The sequence below is a fragment of the Streptomyces sp. NPDC051987 genome (genome assembly GCF_040680735.1).
Taxonomy (GTDB): Bacteria; Actinomycetota; Actinomycetes; order Streptomycetales; family Streptomycetaceae; genus Streptomyces.
The window spans coordinates 1-17,151 of record NZ_JBFAXI010000047.1 but is presented as its reverse complement, the minus strand read 5'-3'; the positions used below and the strand labels follow the sequence as shown (position 1 = coordinate 17,151).

14 protein-coding genes are annotated in these 17,151 nt (G+C 73.5%); 6 read left to right on the top strand and 8 right to left on the bottom strand.

What is annotated here, in order from left to right; genetic code table 11:
• Positions 1-80 precede the first annotated feature (80 nt).
• The 7 genes from AB0M11_RS24310 to AB0M11_RS24280 all read right to left on the bottom strand — a co-directional run bounded on the left by AB0M11_RS24310 (position 81) and on the right by AB0M11_RS24280 (position 7,951).
• Entirely contained in the window at positions 81-1,199 is a 1,119-nt protein-coding gene (locus AB0M11_RS24310) for an LLM class flavin-dependent oxidoreductase (protein ID WP_365708815.1), read from the bottom strand.
• A gap of 88 nt (positions 1,200-1,287) precedes the next feature.
• Positions 1,288-2,058: a glucose 1-dehydrogenase gene (locus tag AB0M11_RS24305; protein WP_365708813.1), complete on the bottom strand. Its 771-nt coding sequence runs from the start codon at positions 2,056-2,058 to the stop codon at positions 1,288-1,290.
• A gap of 9 nt (positions 2,059-2,067) precedes the next feature.
• A complete protein-coding gene (locus AB0M11_RS24300; protein ID WP_365708811.1) occupies positions 2,068-3,033 on the bottom strand; it encodes an LLM class F420-dependent oxidoreductase in 966 nt (321 codons plus the stop codon).
• Between the two features lie 148 nt (positions 3,034-3,181).
• Entirely contained in the window at positions 3,182-4,651 is a 1,470-nt protein-coding gene (locus AB0M11_RS24295; protein WP_365708809.1) for an FG-GAP and VCBS repeat-containing protein, read from the bottom strand.
• A 132-nt stretch (positions 4,652-4,783) separates the two neighbouring features.
• Positions 4,784-6,022 carry an amidohydrolase family protein gene (locus AB0M11_RS24290; RefSeq protein ID WP_365708807.1) on the bottom strand — a complete coding sequence of 413 codons (1,239 nt, stop codon included), beginning with the start codon at positions 6,020-6,022 and terminating at the stop codon, positions 4,784-4,786.
• 55 nt (positions 6,023-6,077) lie between these two features.
• Positions 6,078-6,575, bottom strand: coding sequence for a thioesterase family protein (locus tag AB0M11_RS24285; protein WP_365708805.1), 498 nt, complete (start codon positions 6,573-6,575; stop codon positions 6,078-6,080).
• Positions 6,572-7,951, bottom strand: a complete 1,380-nt coding sequence (locus AB0M11_RS24280; RefSeq protein ID WP_365708803.1) for a macrolide family glycosyltransferase — start codon at positions 7,949-7,951, stop codon at positions 6,572-6,574. The genes AB0M11_RS24285 and AB0M11_RS24280 overlap by 4 nt, the downstream gene beginning before the upstream one ends.
• Positions 7,952-8,197: 246 nt before the next feature.
• Here AB0M11_RS24280 and AB0M11_RS24275 point away from each other — a divergent pair, with 246 nt between their 5' ends.
• From AB0M11_RS24275 to AB0M11_RS24265, 3 genes are all read left to right on the top strand, one after another.
• Positions 8,198-9,448 carry a wax ester/triacylglycerol synthase domain-containing protein gene (locus AB0M11_RS24275; RefSeq protein ID WP_365708801.1) on the top strand — a complete coding sequence of 417 codons (1,251 nt, stop codon included), beginning with the start codon at positions 8,198-8,200 and terminating at the stop codon, positions 9,446-9,448.
• Positions 9,449-9,561: 113 nt separating this feature from the next.
• Positions 9,562-12,513, top strand: a complete 2,952-nt coding sequence (locus AB0M11_RS24270; RefSeq protein ID WP_365708799.1) for a BTAD domain-containing putative transcriptional regulator — start codon at positions 9,562-9,564, stop codon at positions 12,511-12,513.
• Positions 12,514-12,756: 243 nt separating this feature from the next.
• Positions 12,757-12,954, top strand: a complete 198-nt coding sequence (locus AB0M11_RS24265) for a hypothetical protein (RefSeq protein WP_365708797.1) — start codon at positions 12,757-12,759, stop codon at positions 12,952-12,954.
• A 106-nt stretch (positions 12,955-13,060) separates the two neighbouring features.
• Here the strand turns inward: AB0M11_RS24265 and AB0M11_RS24260 are convergent, their stop codons facing one another.
• Positions 13,061-14,629, bottom strand: coding sequence for a FadD3 family acyl-CoA ligase (locus tag AB0M11_RS24260; protein ID WP_365708795.1), 1,569 nt, complete (start codon positions 14,627-14,629; stop codon positions 13,061-13,063).
• 96 nt (positions 14,630-14,725) lie between these two features.
• On the opposite strand from AB0M11_RS24260, the gene AB0M11_RS24255 reads away from it, so the two are divergent.
• Genes AB0M11_RS24255 through AB0M11_RS24245 form a run of 3 tightly spaced genes read left to right on the top strand, consistent with a single transcriptional unit; the run spans position 14,726 to position 17,074 of the window.
• The gene (locus tag AB0M11_RS24255) at positions 14,726-15,889 is read left to right on the top strand and encodes a lipid-transfer protein (protein ID WP_365708793.1); all 1,164 of its coding nucleotides are present in this window, start codon (positions 14,726-14,728) and stop codon (positions 15,887-15,889) included.
• 1 nt (position 15,890) lies between these two features.
• Positions 15,891-16,304 (top strand): OB-fold domain-containing protein, encoded by a 414-nt coding sequence (locus tag AB0M11_RS24250; RefSeq protein WP_365708791.1) that lies wholly within the window; start codon positions 15,891-15,893, stop codon positions 16,302-16,304.
• Complete coding sequence (locus AB0M11_RS24245; protein WP_365708789.1) at positions 16,301-17,074, top strand: enoyl-CoA hydratase/isomerase family protein; 774 nt, start codon at positions 16,301-16,303, stop codon at positions 17,072-17,074. Before AB0M11_RS24250 ends, AB0M11_RS24245 begins: the two co-directional genes overlap by 4 nt.
• The last annotated feature ends 77 nt before the right edge of the window (positions 17,075-17,151 follow it).

Here is a 17,151-nt window from a genome sequence, read left to right as displayed (position 1 = left end):
GGGGCGCGGGGCGGTAACAATGTGCGGCTCCGCCGCGTGGGCGCGACCAGCCCCCACACACCCGCAGCCGCCGTACGGCCTCAGGCGGCTTCCCGGAACCGCGTCGTCCGGTGAACGGGATCCGTGTCGATCTTCGGAATCACGTGCTCCCCGATCAGCCTGATCGTCTGCAGCGTCTCCTCCTTCGGCACCCCCACCGGCAGTCCGAAGCTCAACTGGTCCGCCCCGGCCTGCTCCCACCGCTTGCACTGCCGCAGCACCTCGTCGGGGTCGCCGCAGATCAGCAGCTCCTCCTCGACCAGCAGCTCCACGAACTCCGGCGTGTACTCGGGCAGCGTCTCCGGCCACTCCGGGAACCCCTCGGGCCGCGGGAACGTGTCGTGGTACCGGAACACCAGCGAGGGCAGGTAGTGCAGCCCGCCGGACGCCGCGATGCGGATCGCCTCGTCGTGCGTGGGCGCGCAGATCGCGGTCGTGGTCACCATCACGTTGTCGTTGACGAAGTCCCCGACCGGCTCGGCGTTCACTATCGCCGTCTTGTACTGCTCCAGGACCCACTCCATGTCGGAGACCTTCTGGATGCTGAAGCCCAGGACGCCCAGCCCCTTCCGCGCCGCCATGGCGTACGACGGCGGGGACCCGGCCGCGTACCACATCGCGGGGTGCGACTTGCCGTACGGCTTCGGCAGCACCTTGCGCGGCGGCAGCTGCCAGTGCTTGCCCTGGAAGCCGACGTACTCGTCCTGGAGCCACATCTTGGGGAACTCGGCGATGGTCTCCTCCCAGATCTCCTTGGTGTAGTTCATGTCGGTCACACCAGGGATGAACCCGAGGATCTCGTGGGAGCCTGCGCCGCGCCCGCTGCCGAACTCGAAGCGGTTGCCGGTGAGATGGTCGAGCATGGCGACCTTCTCGGCCACCTTGACGGGGTGGTTGACCTGGGCGAGGGGGTTGAAGATCCCGGAGCCGAGGTGGATCCGCTCGGTGGCGTGGGCCAGGTACCCCAGGTACACGTCGTTCGCGGACAGGTGCGAGTACTCCTCCAGGAAGTGGTGCTCGGAGGCCCAGGCGTACTTGAAGCCGGACCGGTCCGCCTCGATGACGTACTCGGTCTCCTCCATCAGCGCCTTGTGCTCGGCGAGGGGGTCGGTCTCGGCGCGCTTGCCCACGTATCCCTGTACGAAGAGCCCGAATTCCAAGGCGGTTCACCGTCCCAAGTCAGGGTGGTCCCTATGAGTCCTACGACTTTCTGACGTAGTGTCAGAAAGGTCAATAGCTGACGCTCCGTCAGATGACGCTGACCCCCGCCAGCCATCCTCCGTCGATCACGAACGGCTGCCCGGTGATGTACGACGAGTCGTCCGAGGTCAGGAAGAGCGCCAGCCTGGCCACCTCCTCCGCCCGCCCGATCCGGCCCAGCGGCACGAGCTTGCGGTACAGCTCGTCCAGCGCGCGGCTCATCTCGGCGGGGTCGGCGGCCGGGTCCAGCCGGGCCGGGTTGGACATCGCGGTGTCGATGGCGCCGGGGCAGATCGCGTTGACGCGGATCCGCCGGGCGGCCAGCTCCAGCGCGGCGACCCGGGTCAGCCCGAGCACCGCGTGCTTGGTGGCGGCGTAGGTGCCGACCGCCGCCATCCCGGTCAGCGCGGTGTAGGAGGCGGTGTTGACGATGGTCCCGCCGTCGTCCAGCTCGGGCGCCACCGTCTTCATGCCCAGGAAGCAGCCGACCTGGTTGACCTGCACGACCTGCATGAACTCGTCGAGAGGCGTGTCCACGAGCGCGTTGAAGCGCAGGATGCCGGCGTTGTTCACCAGACCGTCCAGGCGCCCGTACGCCCGCTTCGCGGCGGCCACCGCGGCCTGCCACTCTGCCTCCACCCCCACGTCCAGGTGGACGTAGGCCGCCCCGATCTCCTTGGCGAGGGCCTCGCCCTGGTCGTCCAGCACATCGGCGACGACGACCCGCGCGCCCTCCGCGACGAAGAGCCGCGCCTCCTGCTCGCCCTGTCCGCGCGCCGCCCCGGTGACGATGACGACCCGCCCGTCCAGCTTGCCCATGCCACTCCCTCAGGTGAGAAGGGGCGCGACGTCCGCCCCGAACGCCTCGATCTGGTCGATGAGTTCGGCCCGGCTCCGGCTGCGGAACCGCACCTGGATCTGGTGCACGCCCATCGCGCCGTACTCCCGCAGCGACTCGGCGAGGTACTCGGGGCTCCCAGTGAGCGTGCGGCGGCCCACCGCCCAGTCCGGCGTGCCGACGTACAGCGGTTCGGTGATCGCGCCGATGGTGATCGGCGCTTCGCCGCATCCAAGAGCGGCTCCGCCGCGGGCGGCCTCCTCGCGCAGCCGTCGCAGCCGGGCGATCTGGTCCGGGAGCCGGTCCCTGGGGTCGCCCTGCGGCAGCCAGCCGTCGCCCTTGAGCGCGGCCCGCCGTACCGCGGCCGGCGACGACCCGCCGACCCACACCGGTACCCGTTCCTGCGCGGGCCGGGGCCGCTGCCCGAGCCCCTCGAAGTCGTAGAACTTCCCGTGATGGGACGGGAACTCGTCCGCCCCCAGCGCCGCCCGCAACGCGTCGATCGTCTCGTCCAGCACCGCTCCGCGCTGCCCGAAGTCCACCCCCAGCGCCTCGAACTCCTCCCGTACGTGGCCGGCCCCGACGCCGAGGACCAGGCGGCCGCCCGACAGATGGTCGAGGGTGGCGTACTGCTTGGCGGTCAGCAGCGGATGCCGAAGCCCGACGACGGCCACGTGGCTGAGCAGCCGTACGCGCTCGGTGACGGCGGCGAGGTGGGCGAGGGTGGCGACCGGGTCGTACCAGACGGTGCTCATGGCGTCCGCCAGCCGACGCGGAATGGCCACGTGGTCGCACGCGGCGACGTACGCGAACCCGGCGCGGTCGGCTGCGCGGGCGATCGCGACGAGGTCGGCGGGAGAGGCGGCGGCCTCCCAGACCTCGGCGTAGATGGTGCTCTGGGACTGGACGGGGAGCTGGATGCCGTAGGCGAGGCTTTCCCCGGGCGGGACGGGCACGACGACCCCCTCAGCAATGACTGACGGTACGTCAGATGACGACCGCTGGGGCACATCGTCGTAGCTGACGCTTCGTCAGACAAGAGGCGGCCCCGGCGGAAATCTGTCCGCCGGGGCCGCCCGAGTCGCCCGGGTCGCGCGTCGGGTGTCAGCGGGCGAAGTCGTCGCCGAAGTTGGCGTCGGTGACGGGCGCGCCGAGGGTGACGGGCCCGAACGCGACCGCACCCGAGGCCGTCGGGCCGGCGGTGGTGGACCGGAACGCCCAGACGGCGCCGTCGAAGGCGTTCTCGCCGGGGGCGCCGACGTACAGGTCGGCGCGGCCGTCGTTGTCGGTGTCGACGAGCGCGGTGTGACTGCCGAAGAAGTCGTTCCGCTCGGCGGTACCGGGGACACCTGCGGTGTTCTGGTTGAAGGACACGGCACCGGCGCCGGTCAGCCCGCGCTTGCCACCGCGCAGCACGGTCACCGCGCCCGCCGAGGCGGCCTTGCCGATGCCCTCGTTCGGGGAGCCGACGGCGACGTCCGCGTAGCCGTCGCCGTTGACGTCGGCGACGGAGATGCCCCAGCCGAAGCCGTCACCGCGCTCGGAGGTGCCGGGCACGCCGGCCGTGTTCTGGTCGATGATCGTCGTACGGGAGGTGTCGGGCCCGGCCGCCGAGCCGTACAGGACGCCGACCTGGCCACCGATGCGATCCGAGCCGGCCCGGGTCTCCCCGGAGCCGTCGAGGGGACGCCCGATGACGAGGTCCGCGTAGCCGTCCTTGTTCACGTCGCCGATGCCGAGGCTGGAGCCGCCGGGGACCCGGCCGCCGCCGCCCTTCTTCAGGATGACCGGGGCGTCGAAACCCTGCCTGGTGCCGTGCAGGTAGGACACGCTGTAGAGCTCGGGCTCCCCGTCCTCGCCGAAGTAGTGGACGAGTCCGACCAGGTCGGTGATGCCGTCGTGGTCGACGTCTCCGGCGGCGACGTCGTCGGTGGCGTAGTCCAGGTCGAAGGAGAGACCACCGGAGTGCGCGGCACCGGTGGTGCGGGTGAACGGCCCCTTCAGCAGCCGGGTCGTCATGGCCACGTCGAGGTGACCGTCACCGTCGAAGTCGCCCACGGCGGGGTGCGAAGGGTCGACCCGGTCACCCTCGGCACCGGTCGCCACGACCTCGCCGCCGGACAGCCCTCTCTTCCCGCCCCAGACGACGGTCAGCGTGCCCGCGTTCTGCACGGTACCGACGTCCTCGCCGCCCGCGCCGACGACCAGGTCCGTGTAGCCGTCGCCGTCCAGGTCGCCGAGGGCGAGGCCGGAGCCGAAGTAGTCCTGGGCCTCGGCGGTGCCGGGTATGCCCGCCGTGTTCTGGCTGATGAGCTGCCGGTGCGTGGTGTCCAGCCCCTTCGGGGAGCCGTACACGACGCTCACGTACCCGGCGCGGGCGTGCCCGCCGACCTTGCCCCAGGAGGCGGCGACGGCGAGGTCCGCGTAGCCGTCACCGTTGAAGTCGGCGCGCACGCTCTGGGCGCCGGCCGACTGCGTACCGGCCGCGTGCGCGCTCACGGGTCCGACGACCGCCCCGGCGACGGCCAGGGCGGCCACGAGACCGAGGCGGGAACCAAACCTGTGCTTGCCCATGTGTGACCCAACTTCCGCTGACGAGAAAACGGTGGACCAACGGAAGGAGTCAGAATCCTCGCGCCGTCTCCCGGTACGACTGTCCCGACCGCGCCGGGGTTGCCCTGGAAGCGGCTCGGAATTTCCCGCCCGTTAACCGGCGGCTCCGGGCCACAGGCCGTCCTCCGTCAGCCCCAGCAGGTCGATCGCGTTGCCGCGGACGATCCGCTCCACCACGTCCGGCGCCAGATGCCCCATCTGCGCCTCGCCGACCTCCCTCGACTTGGGCCAGGTGGAGTCGGAGTGCGGGTAGTCGGTCTCGTACAGGACGTTGCCGAGGCCGATGGCGTCGAGGCTGCGCAGGCCGAAGGCGTCGTCGAAGAAGCAGCCGTGGACGTGCTCGGCGAAGAGTTCGGAGGGCGGGCGGGTGACCTTGTCGGCGACGCCGCCCCAGGCGCGGTTCTCCTCCCAGACGACGTCGGCGCGCTCCAGGATGTAGGGGATCCAGCCGATCTGGCCCTCCGCGTACATCACCTTCAGGTTCGGGAAGCGCTCGAACTTGCCGCTCATCAGCCAGTCGACCATCGAGAAGCAGCAGTTGGCGAAGGTGATGGTGGAGCCGACGGCGGGCGGGGCGTCGGCGGAGGTGGAGGGCATCCGGCTGCTGGAGCCGATGTGCATGGCGACGACCGTGCCGGTCTCGTCGCAGGCGGCGAGGAAGGGGTCCCAGTCGTCGGTGTGGACGGAGGGCAGCCCCAGGTGCGGGGGTATCTCGGAGAAGGCGACGGCGCGCACGCCGCGGGCCGCGTTGCGGCGGACCTCGGCGGCGGCCAGAGCGGCGTCCCAGAGGGGGATGAGGGTGAGGGGTATCAGGCGGCCCCGGGCGAGCGGGCCGCACCACTCCTCCACCATCCAGTCGTTGTAGGCCTGGACACAGAGCAGCGCCAGCTCGCGGTCCTGGGCCTCGGTGAAGGTCTGCCCGCAGAAGCGGGGGAAGGTCGGGAAGCAGAGTGCGGACTGGACGTGGTTGACGTCCATGTCGGCGAGCCGCTGCGGGACGTCGTACGACCCCGCCCGCATCTGCTCGTACGTGATCACTTCGAGCTTGATCTCGTCGCGGGAGTAGCCGACGGCCGTGTCGAGGCGGGTGAGGGGGCGGTGCAGGTCCTCGTAGACCCACCAGTCGCCGATGGGGCCGTCCTCGCCCGGCTCGCCCATGACGGGCTTGAATCGGCCGCCGAGGAAGCTCATCTCCCGCAGCGGGGCCCGGACTATGCGCGGGCCGGCGTCCAGGTACTTCTTCGGGAGGCGGGACTGCCAGACGTCCGGCGGCTCCACGGTGTGGTCGTCGACGGAGATGATCATCGGGAAGGTGCCGTCCTGGGTGTCCATGGCGCTCACGGTAGCGCCGATCTGACGAACCGTCAGCTAGTGGAATGACGGTTCGTCAGGCGGACGTGCGGCAGTCGCAGGTCGCGTGCCTCGCCAGGACGGCCAGCTCGTCGTCCTCCAGCCTGCGGGTGCGGCGGGCGGCCGGGTCGTAGGCGACGCAGGTGCTCACGCAGGTGCAGAACACCTGGTCGCCGCGGGTGATCCGGCTGGTCAGCCGGAAGGAGGAGCGGCGGACCGCGCTCACGGTGGTGCTGATGACCGCCGGTTCCGGGCGGAGGTCGAGGGCCTCGGTGTAGTCGAGTTCGTGGCGGGCGTAGATGACCCGGACGCGGACGGCCTGACCGGAGTGGCCGTGCTGGAGGTAGAAGAGGTCCACGTGGGCGTCCTGGATCATCTCCAGGAGGCGGACGTTGTTCACGTGGTTCATCGGGTCCAGATCGCTCATCCGGACCGGACGGCTGTAGAGGTGCGGGCCGTGGGGGTGCGGGCCGTGGGGGTGCGCAGGGGCGGCGGCCGCGAGGCTCTCCACAGCCGCCAGGGTCGCGTGGCTCATCGAGCGGCTCCGTACTCCACGGCATCGAGCCGGACGGCCGCGCGCTGCCCGGCTTCCAGCCCGGCGACCCCGGACTGCCCGGCATCCTGCCCGGCGGCCCCGGGGTGTCCGGTGTCGGGACGGGCGGCTTTCCGAGGTGCGGGGCCGGGCTGTCCGGTGGTCGGCTGTTGCGTTTCCAGGGTGTCCTCGACGAGGTCCGCGGCGGCCGGGGCGCCGCCGGAACGGGCGAGTTCCGTGCGCAGGGCGGTGAGGCCGGCGCGTACGGCCGGGTCCTGCGCCACCCGCAGCACGGCCTCCCGCAGCGCCCCCACGGTGACCTGCTCGCGCGGCAGGTGCACGCCCAGACCGAGGTCCTCGATCCGGCCGGCGTTGACGCGCTGCTCGGCCATCTGCGGGATCGCCACCATCGGCACCCCGTGCTGGACCGCCTCCATGGTGCCGCCCATCCCGGCGTGGGTGACGAAGACGGACGCGTGGGCGAGCACGGCCAGCTGCGGCACGTGCGCGTGCACCTCGACGTGGTCCGGGAGCGGGCCGAGCAGGTCCGGGGTGACGTCCGGGCCGACGGCCATCACGACGTGCGCCCGGAGGTCCCCGAAGGCCTCGACACAGGCCCGGTAGAACTCGGGCCGCCGGGTGAACTGCGAGCCGAGGGAGACCAGGTACACCGGCCGGTCGGGGCGGGGCGGCCGCCAGGACCCCTGGTAGGAGCGGTCGCCGAGGGCGGGGCCGACATAGGCGACGCGGCCGGCGGCGACCGTGTCCGCGCGGCGCTGGAAGGGGCGGGGCAGGAAGGCGACGGCCCGCCCGGGGCGCTCGACCTCGTGGATGCGGGCGGGGTCGAGGCCACGCTCGGCGAAGGCGGCGGCGAGGGCGTCGTACCCGGGGAGTTCGGCGAGGCCGCCGGCGCCGTCGAAGAACTCGGGGAACAGGCCGTCGTAGACCATGTGCGTGGGCGAGCACAGCACGGTCGGCACCCCCCACTGGGCGCCGAGCAGCAGGCCCGCGAAGCCGTAGACGTCGTAGAGGACCAGGTCGGGGCGGTCCTGTGCGTACGCCCGGGTCAGGGCGGGGAGCGAGCCGAGCGAGGCGTGGACGGCTCGGGCGAAGCCCTCGGCGAGGCGCTCGGGGGCGTCCGAGCCGTCGCTCCGCACCGGGTAGACGACGGGTTCGGCGCCGGCCGCCTTCACCGCCTGCGTGAACTCCTCGGTGATGGCGTAGGTGACCCGGTGGCCCCGGCGCACCAGCTCCGCCACCACTCCCAGGGTCGGGTTCACATGCCCCTGCATCGGCAGGTTGACCACGGCGATGTGCGCCGGGCGCACCCGGCGGCGCGCGGGCGCGGAGGAGAGGGCGGTGGGGCTGGTGCCAGGCACGATGGGCGTTTCCTGTTCCTGAACGGCGTCGGGGCGCTCGTCGGTTCGCGGGGACCGTGGGTGTGGGGAGACGGGCGTCGGTACAACGACGCCGACCCGCCGCACGCGACTGGCGACGGGCCGGAAACAACCCCTTCGTGGTGACGTGCCGGGCGCCGGGTTGACCGGGCGGGCGTGACCGGGGGTCGCGGGCGGGCGTTGGGCGGCAGGGGGAAACGCCCGCCCGTCACGCACAGGAGCCGCCTCATGCCCGGACCGCAGCTGCCCTTCCTGGAGGAGGGGATGGCCCGCTGGCCGTTCGGCCCGCCCCACGCCGGGATCGCGCTGGACTTCACCGGACCGCCGCCCCGTCTCGCCGAGCTGCGGGCACGGGTGCGGGAGCGGTGGGCCGGTCTGCCCCGGCTGGCCGGGCAGTTGGTGCGGGACGAGCGGCGGCCGCTGTCGGGATGGTCGCGCCGGCACCGCTGGGAGACCCCGGCCGCCGGCCACGACCCCGCCGGGCAGGTCGTCGGCACGGACGGCCCGGTGACGCTCCAGGACGCCGTGCGGGACTGGTTCCACCGCCCGTTCCCCTGCGGTGCGCCGCCCTGGAACCTGCACCTGCTCAAGGGCCCCGGGGACGGCGAGTTCACCCTCCTGTTCCGCATGCACCACAGCCTGCTCGACGGCCGGTCCGTGACCGGTCTGCTGCGTGCCCTCCTGGACGGCTGCGGTCCGCTGGACGCCGGTGCCGCGGCGGCCGGTCCCGGCGAGCTGCGCCGGACGGCCGCGCCCGGCGGCCAACCCGGGCCGCTCACCGCGGGCCTGGCGGTGCCGCTGCCCCGCAAGGGCGAACGGCGGGCCGCGTACGCGGTGCTGCGCCTGCCGCCGGACCTCGTCCGGGCCGCGGGCCGGCACCCCGGCGCGACCACCAACACCGTCTTCCTGGCCGCCGTTTCCGGTGTGCTGCGCTCCTGCCTGCTCACCGCTTCCACTTCGGCGCCCGGCGCCGCACCGGTCTGGCTGTCCGTCCCGGTGGACCAACGCCCCGCCGACCGGGGCGACTTCCTCGGCAACGCGTTCTGCAACGTCCGGCTGGCCGCGCCGGTGGACCGGTCGGCGCCCACGGACCGGCTGGCCGCCTGCGCCGGACTGCTGACCACCGTCGTCCGCGCCCCGAGCCGGGTGGAGAAACTGTTCGAGGCGGCCGTCACCGCCCTCCCCGGCCCGGCCCAGGCGCTCGCCCGCGCCCGTCTGTTCGCCCCCGCCTACGCGCCCGCCGCCTGTACCTACGTCCACCTGCGCGAGACCGGCCGCACCCTGGCCGGCCGCCCGCTGCGACGGATCACCCTGGTTCCCATGATCCCGCCGGACGACACGGTCACCTTCGCGCTGGGCGGCTGCGCCCGCGGCCACACCCTGAGCGTGTTCACCAACTCCGGTGCCGAGGACGCCGACCTGCTCGCGGAGTCGTTCCGCCACGAACTCGCCCTGCTCGCGGCGGACCGCGCGCCGTGAAGACCGTGTGGATCACCGCGTGCCGGCCTGTGATCGGTGTCTCCCCCGGCTGACGCGACCCGCCCGGACAAGGCAGACTGACGGGGTGAGGCGGGATGTCTAGGGGGACGGGCATGGACGGTGGACCGCGGGTGCCGGAGCAGCGGCGCGCCTCCTCCTCGGCGGAGGCGGCGAGGCTGCGCTTCAGTGTGCTCGGTCCGGTGCGCGCCTGGCGCGAGCAGGAGCCGCTCAACACCGGCTCGCCACAGCAACGCGCCCTGCTGGCCGCCCTGTTGCTCCGCGAGGGCCGGACCGCGACCGCGGCCGAGCTGATCGACGCGCTGTGGGGTCCCGAGCCGCCGTCGCAGGCGCTGGCGGCGGTGCGCACGTACGCGTCCCGGCTGCGCAAGGTCCTGGACCCCGGGGTCCTGGTCAGCGAGTCCGGCGGGTACGCGGTGCGCGGACTCGGCGAGGGCGCCCTGGACGTGGCGGCGGCCCAGGACCTGGTGGCGGTGGCCGACAAGGCGCGTGGCGCCGGTGACCTGGGACAGGCCCGGGAGGCGCTGAACCGGGCGCTCGCCCTGTGGGACGGCGAACCGCTGGCCGGGGTGCCGGGCCCGTACGCCGACGCCCAGCGCACCCGGCTGGAGGAGTGGCGGCTGCAACTCCTGGAATCCCGCCTGGACATGGACCTGGAGCAGGGCTGCCATGCGGAGGCGGTGTCGGAGCTGACCGCCCTCACCGCGGCCCACCCGCTGCGCGAGCGCCTGCGCGAACTCCTCATGCTCGCCCTGTACCGCAGCGGCCGTCAGGCGGAGGCCCTCGCGGTGTACGCCGACACCCGCCGGCTGCTCGCCGAGGAGCTCGGCGTCGACCCGCGGTCCGGCCTGCGCGACCTGCAGCAGCGCATCCTCCAGGCAGACCCGGCCCTGGCCGAGCCCTCCTCCCCCGCGCCGGAAACCCCGCCCGCCCCCGTCCGCCCCGCACAACTTCCCGCGACGGTGCCCGACTTCACCGGCCGGTCGGCCTTCGTCAAGGAGCTGAGCGAGGTGCTGGCCTCGGCGGAGGGCCGGGTGATGGCCGTATCGGCGCTGGCGGGCATCGGCGGCGTCGGCAAGACGACCCTCGCCGTCCACGTGGCCCATCAGGCCCGGTCCGCCTTCCCGGACGGGCAGTTGTACGTGGACCTCCAGGGCGCGGGCACCCGGGCCGCCGAACCGGAGACGGTGCTCGGCGCCTTCCTGCGGGCCCTGGGCACGGCCGACTCCGCGATCCCGGACTCGCTTCAGGAGCGGGCGGCGCTGTACCGGTCGGTGCTGGACGGGCGCCGGGTGCTGGTCCTGCTGGACAACGCGCGGGACGCGGCGCAGGTACGGCCGCTGCTGCCGGGCACGGAGGGCTGCGCGGCGCTGGTGACCTCCCGGGTGCGGATGGTCGACCTGGCGGGCGCCCACCTGGTGGACCTGGACGTGATGTCCCCGGACGAGGCGTTGCAGCTGTTCACGAAGATCGTCGGCGCGGAGCGGGTGGCCGCCGAGCGCGATGCCGCCCTGGACGTGGTCGCGGCCTGCGGCTTCCTCCCCCTCGCCATCCGCATCGCGGCCTCCCGGCTGGCGGGCCGCCGCACCTGGACGGTCTCCGTGCTCGCGGCCAAGCTCGCCGACGAACGGCGCCGGCTGGACGAGCTGCAGGCCGGCGACCTGGCGGTGAAGGCGACCTTCGAACTGGGCTACGGCGCCCTGGACCCGGCCCAGGCGCGGGCGTTCCGCCTCCTCGGCCTGGCCGACGGCCCGGACATCTCCCTGGCCGCGGCCGCCGCGATGCTGGACCTCTCCCAGGAGGCCGCCGAGGACCTCCTGGAGGCCCTCGTCGACACCTCGCTGCTGGAGTCCGCGGCCCCCGGCCGCTACCGCTACCACGATCTCGTCCGCCTCTACGCGCGTGCGTGCGCGGAGCGGGACGAGTGGCCGCCCAGCGAACGGGGCGCGGCGCTCTCCCGGCTGCTGGACTTCTACCTGGCGACGGCCGCCGGCGTCTACGCCCTGGAACGGCCCGGCGACCGGCTGGTGGACCACCTGGCCACCCCCGAGCGCCCCGGGCTGGTCTTCGCGGACCGGCACCGCGCGCAGGACTGGCTGTACGCGGAGGCGGTGTCGCTGCTGGCCTGCGTGCGGCAGTCGGCGGACTCGGGGCTCCTCGCGCGCGCCGTCGACGTGCTGTGGGCCGCCGTGGACCTGGCCGAGTCCGGCACCAACTCCAAGGAGTACGCCGGGGTCGCGGCCACCCTGTGCGCGGCGGCGCGCCGGGCCGAGGACCCGCGCGCCGAGGCCCGTGCCCTGATCACGCTGGCCTACGCGCACAGCGTCACCGGCCGGTTCGACCTGGCCGACGAGGAGGCCGGCCGGGCCCGCGAGCTGACCACCGCCTCCGTCGACCCGCTGGCGAGCTGCTGGTCGTCCAACATCCTCGGGGTGATCGCGCTCTACCAGAGCCGCAACGACGACGGCGAGGCCCATCTCAACCAGGCGATCGAGAGCTTCCGTGCCTGCGACGACCGCCCCGGCGAGGCGAGCGCCCTGTGCAACCTCTCCCGGATCCACCTGGCCACCGGGCGGACGGAGAGCGCGGTGACGCTGGCCCGGCAGGGCACGCAGATGTACGACGCCATGGGGCACGCCCTGAAGGGCGCCAACGGCCGCTACGCCCTCGGCCTCGCCCTGACCAAGCACGGGGCGCTCACCGAGGCGACGGCCCGGCTGCGGGAGGCCCTGGAGGTGTTCCGGGACAGCCGCCAGCGCCTGTGGGAGGGCATGTCGCTGTTCCGGCTCGCCGAGGCCGACCTGGCCGCCGCGCATCCGGGGCAGGCCGCGTCCAACGCCGAGGCCGCGCTGACCGTGCTGCGCGGCATCGGCGGCGACTGGCGGCGGGCCAACGTGCTGGTCGTCCTCGGACAGGCGCTGAGCGGCATCGCGCAGCCCGGCCGGGCCCAGGTCTGCTGGCGGGAGGCGCTGGACCTGTTCGAGGCGCTCGGCGCCCCGGAGGCGGACCAGGTCCGTGCCCTCCTGCAGCCGCTCGCGATGGCGTAGCCGGGACGGGCACGGCGGCCGGCCCCACGGCCGGACGGGCAGACATCGGCGCGCGGACGTTCATCGTTCGTTTATCGCCGTCCGTCACTCTCATGGTGGTCGTTCCGCCGCGTCGGGGGGCAGACGGGACGACCTGGACCGTTGCACTACGGTGAGCGGTCACGACGCCGGTCCGGCGGACCTCGGGGGAGCCGCCGGACCGGTGGGTATGCCAGGCACCGACTGTCAGGGGAGGCAGTGAAGATGAGCGACACCAACAGCACCGACAACATCCACGCGACGGGCACCAAGCCCGGGACGACCGTCGGCACCGAGAACATCCACGCGACGAGCGAGCCGCTGGCGACGGGAAACCCGTTCGCGGCGGACGAGGAGACGGCGGAGGCCGGCACGGACACCGTCCACGCCGACAACATCCACGCCACGGGCGAGACCGCCTGACAGGACCACACCCGACGGGGATCGGCCGCGGCGGCGCGGAGGGGGAGCCGTCGCGGCCGTGGTGTGTCCGGGGGCGGCCGTGGTGTGTCCGGGGGCGGCCGCCCGGCTAACCGGCCCGCAGCCTGCCCTTCACCACCTTCCCGCTCGCGTTGCGCGGCAGTTCCGCCACGAACTCCACGGTGCGCGGCACCTTGTAGTTCGCCATCTCGCGGCGGGCCCAGGCGATCAGGTCGTCGGCGGTGAGCACCGCTCGCGGCCGCCGCACCACGAACGCCTTGCCGACCTCGCCGAGGCGGGCGTCGGGGACGCCGACGACGGCGACGTCCGCCACGTCCGGGTGCAGGCCCAGCAGTTGCTCTATCTCCGCCGGATAGGCGTTGAAGCCGCCGACGATGAACATGTCCTTGAGGCGGTCGGTGATGCGGAGGTTGCCCGCCGGGTCCAGGACGCCGACGTCGCCGGTGCGCAGCCAGCCGTCCGCCGTCAGGGTCTCGGCCGTCGCCGCCGGGTCCTCGTAGTAGCCGCGCATCACGTTGAAGCCGCGGACCAGCACCTCCCCGGACCCGTCCACCCGCACCTCGGTGCCGGGTATCGCGCGCCCCGACGTCGACGCGATCACCGTCGGGTCGTCGCCCCGGCGGCACATCGTCACGATCCCGCTCGCCTCGGAGAGGCCGTAGGCGGTCAGCACCGTCCCGACGCCGAGTTCGCCGCGCAGCCGCTCGACGAGCAGCAGCGGTACGACGGCCGCGCCCGTCACCACCAGCCGCAGGGCGGAGAGGTCGTGGGCGTCCCTGGCCGGGTGGTCCAGGATCGACTGGTGGAGGGTGGGCGGGCCGGGCAGCACCGACACCCGCTCCGCGGCGACGTTCGCCAGGACCGTCTCCACGTCGAACACCGGCTGCGGGATCATCGTCGCCCCGCGCATCAGGCACGCGATCACCCCGGCCTTGTAACCGAAGGTGTGGAAGAAGGGGTTGACGATCAGGTAGCGGTCGCCGGTGCGCAGGCCCGCCAGGTCCGCCCAGATCTCGTACGCCCTCAGGGTCTGCGCGTGACTGATCATCGCGCCCTTGGGGCGGCCCGTCGTCCCGGACGTGAAGACGATGTCGGAGAGGCAGCCGCCGTCCAGCTCGGCGGCGCGGGCGGCGGTCTCACCGGCCCCGACCCCGTCCCCGGCCGCCAGGAACTCCTTCCAGGTGCGGAAGTCGGCCGGCGCGTCCTCCGCCAGCACCACCACGTCCCGCAGCGCGGGCAGCCCCGGCAGGGGGCCGGCCGCGTCCCCGTCACCGGCCGCCCTGCGCAGCGACGCGACGTACGAGGTGCCCAGGAACGTCCCGGTCACGAAGAGCAGCCGGGCCCCGCTGCGGCGCAGCACGTCCGCCGCCTCGGTGCCCTTGAACCGGGTGTTCAGCGGGACCAGCACCCCGCCCGCCGACACCGCGCCCAGCGCCGCGACGATCCAGTCCAGGGAGTTCGGCGCCCAGATGCCCACCCGGTCGCCCGTCTCGACACCGGCGGCCAGGCAGGCGGCCGCCGCCCGCTCCACCCGGGCGCCGAGTTCGGCGTACGAGATCCGGGTGCGGCCGTCCACCACCGCCTCGACGTCCGCGAACAGCTCCGCCGCCGCCCGCACCAGCCCCGGAACGGTCCCCCACGCCCTGTCACCGCGCACAACCGGCCTCCCCGGACGCATAGCTGACTGCCCGTCAGATTAGCGGTAGCCTGACGGCCTGTCAGCCAGTGGCGAGAGCCGTGGAGGTGCGGGCACATGGCCGGTCTCAGGGGCGTCAAGGACGCCACCGCCATCGTCGGGATCGGGCAGACCGCCTTCGCCAGACGGCTCGACGAGGACGAGAAGACCCTGGCCTGCCGGGCCGTCCTCGCCGCCCTGGACGACGCCGGCATCGCCCCCGGCGAGGTCGACGCGCTGGCCTCCTTCACCATGGAGGAGACGGACGAGGTGGAGCTGGCCAAGGCGGTCGGCCTCGGTGACCTGACCTTCTTCAGCAAGGTGGGCTACGGGGGCGGCGGCTCCTGCGCCACGGTCGCGCACCTCGCCGCCGCGATAGCGAGCGGGCAGGCCACGGTCGGCGTCGCCTGGCGGTCCCGCAAGCGCGGATCGGGCCCCCGCCCGTGGACCAACACCACCGTCCAGCTCCCCACCCCCGCCCAGTGGACCCGCCCGTTCGGGCTGCTCCGGCCCGCCGACGAGATCGCCATGCTCACCCGCCGCTACATGCACGAGTACGGCGCCACCCGCGACCACCTCTTCAACGTCGCCCTCGCCTGCCGCAACCGAGCCAACCAGAACCCCGCCGCCGTCATGTACGACCGCCCCCTCACCCGCGAGATGTACATGACCTCGCGGTGGATCAGCGAGCCGCTCTGCCTCTTCGACAACTGCCTGGAGACGGACGGGGCACTGGCCTGCGTGGTGGTGAGCAGCGAACGGGCCAGGGACTGCCGGCGCACACCCGTCTACGTCCACTCGGCCGCCCAGGGCCTGCCCGCCCAGCACCACGGCATGGTCAACTACTGGAACGACGACCCCCTCACCGGCCCCGCCTGGACCGCCGCCCGCCACCTGTGGAAGCACGCCGACCTCACCCCGCAGGACGTCGACGTCGCCCAGATCTACGACGCGTTCACCGCGCTGATCCCGCTCTCCCTGGAGGGCTACGGCTTCTGCGGGCGCGGGGAGGGCGGGGCCTTCACCGAGCAGGGCGCCCTGGAGATCGGCGGGCGGCTGCCCATCAACACCGGGGGCGGCGGCCTCAGCGAGGCCTACGTCCACGGATTCAACCTCATCACCGAGGGTGTCAAGCAGTTGCGCGGCACCAGTACCGCCCAGGTGCCGGGCGCCGCCACCTGTCTGGTCACGGCCGGCGAGGGCGTCCCGACCTCCGCCCTCCTCCTCACCAACCGGAGCTGACATGCTGCGACCGGCCACCGACACCGACGGCGCCCCCTTCTGGGAGTACGCGGCCCACGGCGAACTGCGCGTGCAGGCCTGCGGCGACTGCGGCGAACCCCGCTTCCCTCCCCGGCCCTGCTGCCCGCACTGCCAGTCCTTCGCGAGCGAGTGGCGGCCGACCAGCGGACGGGGGCGGATCTGGTCGTACGTCGTCCCGCACCCGCCGCTGCTGCCGGACTACGCCGCGCAGGCGCCGTACAACGTCGTCGTGGTGGAGCTGGACGACGCGCCGCGGGTGCGGATGGTCGGGAACGTGGTGCGCGAGGCGGGGGCGCCCCTCGACTCCCTTCCCCCGGACCGGATCCGGATCGGCGCCCGGGTGCAGGCGGTGTTCGCGGACGGTCTGCCGCAGTGGGTCCTGGAGCGGCCGTGAGTCTGCGCGTCGCGACCGACAACGACACCGGCGTCGCCGTCGTCACCCTGGACCGCCCCGGCAGGCTCAACGCCATCGACCTGCCGACGGCCGCCGAACTCTCCTCGCTCTGGCGGGCCTTGCGTTTCGACGACGCGGTCCGGGCGGTCGTGCTCACCGGGGCGGGCGGGCGGGCCTTCAGCACCGGTCTGGACCGGGACGCGGTGGTGCCGCAGCCGTCGTCGCCGTACAGCCAGGACGATCCGCTGATCGCCGTCGGACCGAAGTCGAACGACCTGTGGAAGCCGGTGCTGGCCGCGGTCGCCGGGATGGCCTGCGGGGGCGCGTTCTACCTGCTGGGCGAGTGCGACTTCGTGATCGCCGACGAGACCGCGACCTTCTTCGACCCGCACACGTCCTACGGCATGGTCAGCGCGTACGAGTCGGTGCTGATGGCGCAGCGGATGCCGTACGGGGAGGTGGCCCGGATGGTGCTGATGGGCAACGCCGAGCGGCTGGGGGCGCGCAGGGCGTACGAGGTGGGGCTGGTGTCCGAAGTGACGCCCGCGGGGGAGGCGTTGGCGGCGGCCGTGCGGTGCGCGACGGTCGTCGCGCGGTATCCCACGGAGGGGGTGCAGGGCAGCGTGCGGGCGCTGTGGGCGGCGAAGGAGGCGGCCCGCGAACGGGGCTGGGCCCAGGCGCCGCACCTGATCACCCTGGGCAACCTGCCCGACGACCGCCAGGCGGAACTGTTCGCCGACCGGGAGCGCGGCGCCCCGCACATCCGGTGAGCGGGGGCCGCCGAAGGAGGAGCGGCGCCGCGCCGTCGGGCGGCTGCGGCCGAGTGGGTGCCGTTCGCGCAGTTCCC